The 8,182-nt window shown below is 43.6% G+C and carries 6 protein-coding genes and 1 pseudogene; 5 read left to right on the forward strand and 2 right to left on the reverse strand.

The annotated features are described in order from the left end of the window. The 4 genes from IC21_RS00040 to IC21_RS00055 form a co-directional block, all read left to right on the forward strand. On the forward strand, window positions 1–1,131 hold a 1,131-nt coding region (locus IC21_RS00040), incomplete at its 5' end, for an Ig-like domain-containing protein (RefSeq protein ID WP_035180164.1). Window positions 1,132–1,390: 259 nt separating this feature from the next. Beyond that, window positions 1,391–1,750, forward strand: coding sequence for a helix-turn-helix domain-containing protein (locus IC21_RS00045; protein ID WP_013858322.1), 360 nt, complete (start codon window positions 1,391–1,393; stop codon window positions 1,748–1,750). After that, complete coding sequence (locus IC21_RS00050; protein ID WP_013858323.1) at window positions 1,743–2,501, forward strand: ImmA/IrrE family metallo-endopeptidase; 759 nt, start codon at window positions 1,743–1,745, stop codon at window positions 2,499–2,501. Before IC21_RS00045 ends, IC21_RS00050 begins: the two co-directional genes overlap by 8 nt. Continuing rightward, window positions 2,498–3,139 (forward strand): hypothetical protein, encoded by a 642-nt coding sequence (locus IC21_RS00055; RefSeq protein WP_029142898.1) that lies wholly within the window; start codon window positions 2,498–2,500, stop codon window positions 3,137–3,139. Before IC21_RS00050 ends, IC21_RS00055 begins: the two co-directional genes overlap by 4 nt. 384 nt (window positions 3,140–3,523) lie before the next feature. Here IC21_RS00055 and IC21_RS00060 read toward each other — a convergent pair. Together IC21_RS00060 and IC21_RS00065 are read right to left on the reverse strand one after the other, a co-directional pair. After that, window positions 3,524–4,872 (reverse strand): annotated as a pseudogene (locus IC21_RS00060) (MFS transporter). A 117-nt stretch (window positions 4,873–4,989) separates the two neighbouring features. Next, window positions 4,990–6,528 (reverse strand): FGGY-family carbohydrate kinase, encoded by a 1,539-nt coding sequence (locus IC21_RS00065; protein ID WP_029142897.1) that lies wholly within the window; start codon window positions 6,526–6,528, stop codon window positions 4,990–4,992. Window positions 6,529–6,801: 273 nt separating this feature from the next. Here IC21_RS00065 and IC21_RS00070 point away from each other — a divergent pair, with 273 nt between their 5' ends. Beyond that, on the forward strand, window positions 6,802–7,941 hold the full coding sequence (locus tag IC21_RS00070) for a zinc-dependent alcohol dehydrogenase (protein ID WP_029142896.1): 1,140 nt from the start codon (window positions 6,802–6,804) through the stop codon (window positions 7,939–7,941). The last annotated feature ends 241 nt before the right edge of the window (window positions 7,942–8,182 follow it).

An 8,182-nucleotide genomic window follows, 5' to 3' on the forward strand; every position in this document is an offset into this window, starting at 1 on the left:
GCAACAGCCGATAGTACTGGTGCATTTAAGGTAACCATTGCAAAACAAAAAGCAGGAACGAAGCTTGTCGTTTATGCGGAAGATGCGGCAAGGAACAAGAGCGCTGAAACGGTGGTAACGGTCATTGATAAAACGGCTCCGGCAGCGCCAAAAGTGAAAGAAGTAAGCGATGCAAGTACTGTGGTTACAGGAACCACAGAAGCAGGGGCAAAAGTTACTGTGAAATCCGGCTCAAACATTTTGGGTACGGCAACGGCTGATCATACCGGTGCATTTAAGGTAACCATTGCAAAACAAAAAGCAGGAACGAAGCTTGTCGTTTATGCGGAAGATGCGGCAAGGAACAAGAGTGTTGAAACATTGGTAACGGTCATTGATAAAACGGCTCCGGCAGCTCCGACCGTTAATCCGTTTGGCGATAATCAATTAACGATTACCGGTAAAGCAGAAGCCGGCGCCAAAGTGACGATTAAACGTGGCAAAACTGTGCTGGGGACAGGGACCGCAAACAGCAAAGGCACCTACTCGGTCAGGATTAAATCGAAGCAAAAAGCAGGAACGGTTCTAACAGCCTATGCGACAGATAAAGCGGGAAATACGGGTGCAGGCAAATCCTTCAAAGTGGAAGACAAAACAGCACCATCGGCCCCGTCCGTCAATCGGTTTGGTGATAATCAAACAACGATTACAGGTAAAGCAGAAGCCGGCGCCAAAGTGACGATTAAACGTGGTAAAACGGTGCTGGGGACAGGGACAGCAAACAGTAAAGGCACCTTCTCAATCAGGATCAAATCGAAGCAAAAGGCAGGAACGACTCTGACAGCCTACGCGACGGATAAATCGAGAAATACAAGTGCAGGCAAATCGTTTAAGGTTGTAGATAAAACCGCCCCTGGCATTCCAACAGCCGGAAAGGTCACTTACAAATCAACAACGGTTTTCGGTAAGGCGGAAAAATACGCGACGGTTTATGTTTACAACGGTAGCCATTACGTCGGAAAAGCAACGGCAAATTCAAAAGGAACCTACTCGGTGCATATGAAGAAACAAAAAAGAGGATCCACGCTGAAGATTTATGCAAAAGACAAGGCAGGGAATAAAAGCAAATACAGATATGTAAAAGTGAAGTAAGATGAAACGGCCTCCAGGTAGGGGGCCGTTTCTCCATATCCTGGAATGATAGATCGTTTTAGGTGAAAATTCCATCGCCTTCAGCTGGTGTTTTAAGCTGGGGATATTGGTCAATTATTACCAAATGCAATGAATAGTGTATTCGTATAAGGTATCCCAAACAAGGGAGATACTATGCTGCAACTTTTGTAGACGTCTACACTTTTTGCGTGGTTTTGTATATAATAAAGATATAGGAATAATTGAGGGAGTGTAATTCATGAATAAAGCCAATGAAGCGGCAATCAAAAAAGTGAGAGATTGGCTTGACACAGAAGGAAAATCCATTCAAGATCTTGCTGAGGAAGTAGGAATCAGTAAATCCTTAATGGGACATATTTTAACAGGAAAACGGCAATTTCTTCCAAACAGAATGGCTCAAGTCGCAAAAGTTATGGGGATTACCGTTGAAGAATTGTTAGCTGAAGATCGTTCAGAAAAACCTTATGTACTTTCTTTACGCGGGAAAGCCAATTCGAGGGCTGCCAAACGCCAGTTGGAAAATATGTTATTTGCAATTGAAGATTGTTTACGGATTGAGGAGATCAATCGTGCTACTGGGGAGAAACCATATGAGTAAGCTGAAGTTACAGTCGGAACAAGTTGGTGAAGCTTTCGCCGGGCAATTTTTAACTGATCATTTTGGCGCCGAAATATTTATCGGCCCGGGGATTGAGTTAAAACTTCAAGAAATATCACATGTTATTTTTCAAGATGTGCCGGACAACGAATATTTCGGCGCTACTGTAAATGTTGATTCGGAACAAGTTTTTGTGGCCATCAATACCCGGCAGCCTTTACGCATAAGATATTTTACAGTTGCACATGAATTTTGGCATTTATTAGGATACAAAGAAGTCATTAGTGAAGAAATTGACCATGAAAGAGCAGCTGACCGGTTTGCTGCAGCGGTAATGATGCCTGCCTCGCTTGTCCGTCTGCTATGGGGAAGACTGAAACAGGACTTTGGAGAAGAAAAAGCGATCATCATGATTGCTGACATGGCCGCAGCACCATACGAAGCTGTGGCAAGACGGATACTCGAATTAAAGTTATCAAAATCCCGCCGCTTGATAGCAATAAAAGAAAAAGAGTGGATTTCACTTCGTAAAGCACACCATCTCGCAAACAGCCCGCTTGATGAGCCTTTTCCCATTAAAAGCTTTAGCAAATATGAAAGCGTTATCGCTGAAGCTGTTGAAAAAAGATTATTAAATAAAGCAGAAGCATCTGGAAAATTGGCTCAAATCTCTCCGGAAACGGCGATAAGGTATCAAACGGAAACAAATCGTGAACGCACGATCTCACAGGAAGAGGAAGAAGATTTGTGAGAAGAGGGAAAGTCTTTATTGATACCAATATTATTCAACTCGCGGCTGTTTATAAAAAAAGCGATGTCATCGGGTGGATTAATCAGCTTTACGAGGATGTATACATCCATATCTCAGTTTTGAATGAACTCCTATTGAACAGATCAGTGGCGGAAAAACAAATTCATGAACAAAGGTGGCAACTTTTTGATCCGGATGATGTACAATGTCTTTCTCACGATGAATTTGAAATATATCGTTACTATGAACGATATATTGGAGAGAGCTTTAAGAGGCTTTATGAAAAAAAGAGAAATCTTGGAATGATACTTAAAAGCACAAGCAATCTTGGTGAAATTCACACATTGGCTGCTGCAATGTTATTGCAAGCTAGAATCATTTGCAGCAATGATTATGAGATACGAGAAATTATCCATGATGAAGAAATATGCACAGCAGCCAGTGAACACGATACCCCCGAGCTCATTATACAAGATACACTTGAAGATTTTTGTTTTTTTTGCGTACAACACAAAGTTGCAACCAAAAAGGAAGTGAGGCAACTCTTTAAAGTAGCTAATGCTGAAGATAACGAACCTAAGCGCCAAAGAAAGCTAAATGCTTTAAATGCAAGATTGAATGAACTGTCCGATTCATGAACTAGGGTTTGCTGAACGGATCTGATGTTGGCTTACATCCCATTTGTCAGCAAGCTCTGCCTTAATATATAAAAGAATACATCGGCGAAAATACTTGGTTATTCTTTATGCATTCAATCAGCTTTCAAATGCAAAGTTCTTTTAGTATTTTCTATATAACCCTTGCATTGAATATTTACTAAAGCCCTTCAAGTTTTTGCTAAGTCTAAGAGAATGTAAAATATTTTGTGTAAATGAATAAGTGAAGGCGAACTAGGGCGAAGCGGCCTCCGATAATGGGGGCCGCCCCAGTACATATAAATCAATATGCGTGGTCTTGTGCCCTGTCACCGCTTGAAAATATCCCCCCTTTGAAAATGAGGGGGATATAGAAGAAAAACCGGGTCATACTGTTTCTGCCGATTGAGAGTTAAAGATTTGACGGCGGCGTTCCAGTTCGATACTCATTTTTTCCCGTTGTTGGTCCAGTTTATAGAAACAGGTGGTGATGCCGATAAGCAGGCAGATCAACATGGGAATCCATATAAATGAAGCTTCAATATATTTTAAAGCAGTCGGGGTCTGCGTTGCGTTCGGGACATAGCCGCCCATTTTTAAGAATATCCCGATCAGCGCGCTTGCCAGCCCCATGCTTAATTTCACACTAAAGCCCTGAAAAGCAGCAATCATACCAGATATGCTTCTTTTTTTCTGATACTCCGAGTAGTCGATGACATCTGGTTGGATGGCAAATGTTGTCCCAAAAATGCCGTATATGCCGAGACCCGTTACGGCTAACCCGGCAATCAGTACAACTGGGAATGCGCTTCCAAAATAGATCATCAAATCGCCAATAATGTAAATCGCTGTGCTTAACAGCAAGCAAGCCCTTTTTGATAATTTTTTTGTAAAAATGGAAGAACGAGCAGCATAGGCAAACCGGACAAAATACCGAAAAGCCCTACAAAAGTTAACCACCCGGAACGTCCCAAATTATAGGTGAAATAATAGATGACCGTGGTATTCCGGATTACAAATAATGCAAAGTAAAGAAAGTTTAAGATAAAGAACAGGATGCTCTGGCCGGTTAATCCTTTTAAATCCTCCAAAAACGAATGTTTTTCCTGTTTGACAGCCGGGGGCACGACTTCTTCTGTGTTCATAAAGGTAATCACAAATATCAATAAGGCGAGAACAGCATATAACGACATCGTAATGAGAAAACCTTTTTGTGTGCTTCCTTGCCCGAACAGGTTTACAAGTGGTGTTGTAATGGACATCACCAATGCTGTTCCCAATAAAGCGCAAATCATTCTGGTTGTTACAAGCCAGTTTCGTTCATGCACGTCTGAAGTCAGTCTTGGAACGATCGTGTTTAACGGAATATTGACAACGGTATATGCGATATTCAGCAAAGTGAATGTCACATAGGCCCAGACCAATTTTCCAGTCATTCCGGTATCCGGCACGATAAACGTAAGGATGGTAAAAACAGTAAAAGGAACAGCTCCGATGATAAAATAAGGTCTCCCCTGGCCCCATCTCGTATGGGTCCGGTCAACGATCAATCCCATTCCGGTATCTGCAAATGCATCGATGATTTTCGTGACGAGCATTAATGTGCCGGCAGCGGCTGCTGTAATGCCAAAGACGTCCGTATAGAAAAACATCAGATAAGATGCCATTGTCCCGAACACAAGGTTACAACCTAAATCTCCTACACCATACCCCATTCTTTTTTTCCATTTCTCCATTTAACTCACATCCCCTTTTTTGAATTTCCGTTGGGCCGCTGTATCGTAATGGCGCCACAACTGGACATGATGGCGAGGCTGGAAAACCAGCCAATAAGCAAATCATGTCCGCTCTGTCTATCTTGTTGGTGATTCAACAAGGCGGGATATCGCTTTCATATCTTGTTTTAAATGTTGATAGGCAGATTGATAAACTTGATAGCAGGCATTATATTTTTCATGGTTTTCCGGATTTGGCAGGATCTTTTCATCTAACACCTGCCATTTTTTTGCGTCTTCGTAACTTAAAAGTCCTGTTCCGATTCCGGCAAGAATTACATCCCCCATATTGGCTTCAACATCATGGAGCGGGCAAATGACAGGGTAGCCGGTTACGTCCGCAAAAATTTGCCGCCAGACTTTAGATTTTGTTACCCCGCCGGCAATGTAGATGGAATTCCCCACATTTTCACCGGTTGCTTCCATGGCATTTCTTAAAGAATAGGCAACTGCCTCTAAGAATGCACGATAAAGATGTGCTTTTGTATGGGCAAGCGAGAGCCCAATAATTGTGCCCTTGGCATCTGAATCCCATATTGGGGCTCTTTCCCCCATAAAATACGGAAGGACGATAAGGCCATTACTGCCGGCAGGAATTTTCGATGCCTGTTCATTTAAAATATCATAAGCATTACTGCCGCCATGTTTCTCTGCTTCCAATTCAAACTGGCACAGGGTTTGCTTGAACCATTTGACAATCGCGCCTGCCGTATTGGCTCCTGCGAAACAATACGATAATCGTTTGGCGTCATATAAATAAGGCCAGACAATCAAACCTTTTCCTTTCGCAGGCTGGTCGGAGATAAGTGCAGCACACATCGAAGTGCCGATAGAAGCGGCGTAAATGCCGGATTCCAATACCCCCAGCCCGATGTTTGCAGCGCCGCAGTCGATTCCGCCGGCAATGACGGGCATACCTTCAGAAAGCCCCAGTTCTTCTGCTGCTTTTTTCGTCAATCCGCCAACGATATCCGTTGACTCTACAATCCTTTGCGGCATCATCGACATGGGAATTCCCATTTGATCCATTAATGTTTTGGACCATGTCCTTGTATTCATGTCAAAGATTCCGCCAATATTGCCTGCTGAGGAATAGTCAATCGCAATTTCACCAGTCAAATGATAGATGACGTAATCGTTAGGCGGAAGAAAGAGTTTCGTTTTTTTCCAGTTTTCCGGTTCATGGCGCTTCATCCATAAAATTTTTGTGTAGCCGTAATATGGATCTGCCCCGTTATAAGTGATTTCCTGCAAGTTTTCTTCCCCGATATGCTCGAGCACCCATTTCGTTTCTTCATCAGCTCTCCTGTCCATCCAGATCATGCAAGGCCTTGCAGGTTTCATGTTTTCATCCAGCGGTATGCCGGAACCTCCGTAAAGCCCGCTGATTGCAATCCCGGCAATCTTTTCTTTTGAAATGCCGGATTTTTGCACCGTGTTGCGGATAGAGGCTTTGGCTGCGTCTAGCCAAACATCCGGCCACTGCTCCGCCCATAAAGGCCTGGGGGTGATAATGTCATATTCTTGCAAGTCCTGGGCAATCAGATGGCCTTCTGTATCCATCAGCACTGTCTTTGTTCCTGAAGTTCCAATGTCTGTCCCAAGTAAATCATTCATTAAAAATAAACTCCTTTAATAATAGAATCAAAGTTTTGCAGGCATTAAATACAATGGAAGGAATATGCTTGGGCCTCCTATACAAAAACTTAGGTCCTGCCACTACTTAAACAGACTCAACATTGGATGGCAAACGATGGCGTATATTCCAAGAACGGTTACGGAAAACCCGGCACAACCGGGAATCCGCCTCCAAATTGAAAAAAAATCTCTTTATATACATAAGAATGAAAAAACATGGGTATAGGTCTGTATATAAGGGAGGTTATGGCAGTGAAGGCAGTTACATTTCAAGGTGCGAAAGACATACAGGTAAAAGAAGTTGATGATCCGTCATTAAAAAAGCGGGATGATATTTTAGTCAGGATTACCTCAACGGCCATTTGCGGATCTGATTTGCATATTTATAACGGAGCTTTGCCGGCGCGCCCGGGATTTGTGATCGGGCATGAGCCGATGGGAATCGTTGAAGAGGTCGGCCCGGAAGTGACAAAAGTGAAAAAAGGCGACCGGGTTGTGCTGCCGTTTACGGTTTCGTGCGGGCATTGCTATTACTGCCAGCACGGGATGGAGTCCCAGTGTGACAACTCGAATCCGAATGAAGAGGTCGACACAGGCGGTTTATTTGGTTACACAGAGCGGTACGGAGATATTCCGGGCGGGCAGGCTGAGTACCTGCGTGTACCGTTCGGCAATCAAATGCCGTTTGTGATTCCTGAATCTTGCGAGTTGGAGGATGAGGCACTGCTATTCTTGTCGGATGTGCTTCCAACGGCATACTGGAGTGTTGAAAATGCCGGTGTGAAGCAGGGAGACACGGTCGTTGTGCTCGGCTGCGGGCCGATCGGCTTGATGACCCAGAAATTTGCATGGCTGAACGGTGCCAGCAGGGTGATTGCAGTTGACCATGTGCCCTACCGGTTAAAGCATGCCCAAAAAATGAATAGAGTCGAAGTGTATAATTTTAAAGAATACAATGAAATGGGAAAGTATTTACGTGAGATTACCAATGGCGGGGCTGATGTGGTGATCGATTGCGTCGGCATGGACGGAAAAAAATCCGCGGTTGAAAAGATCGAGCAAAAACTCAAGTTGCAGGGCGGCACAATCAGCGCGATTCAAATTGCGATGGAAGCGGTCAGGAAGTTTGGCACTATCCAGCTGACAGGGGTATACGGTTCGGTTTACAATGCATTCCCGCTTGGCAGGCTGTTCGAACGCAATATCACCCTGAAAATGGGACAGGCGCCGGCTGTACATCTGATGCCGAAACTCTTTCAAGACATTACAGAGAAAAAGTTTGACCCAACTGAAATCATAACCCATAAAATTTCGCTAGATAAAGCAAGCGAGGCCTATCAATTGTTCAATGATCATAAAGATGGCTGCATAAAAGTCGTATTAAAACCATAAAAAATGCCGGCTCCGTATATTTTTTAAAAGCGGGGCCGGCATTTTTTGGGATGTCTGTCAGCGCCCGATTTTGCCGGCAGTTGCCAACAGAACAAGGATTCAATTGGAAAAGGCATTTATGTCGTCCTCCGTGTGAGTGCGTGGATGAAATAAGAGGTAATTGCGATGTTACAGACTCCTTGTAGCCCAAGGGTTTGAAAAAAGGATAAAAAAATTTTCCCCCTAAAAAGAGGGGGAAACA

Source organism: Heyndrickxia coagulans DSM 1 = ATCC 7050, assembly GCF_000290615.1.
In the GTDB taxonomy this organism is placed as follows: domain Bacteria; phylum Bacillota; class Bacilli; order Bacillales; family Bacillaceae_C; genus Weizmannia; species Weizmannia coagulans.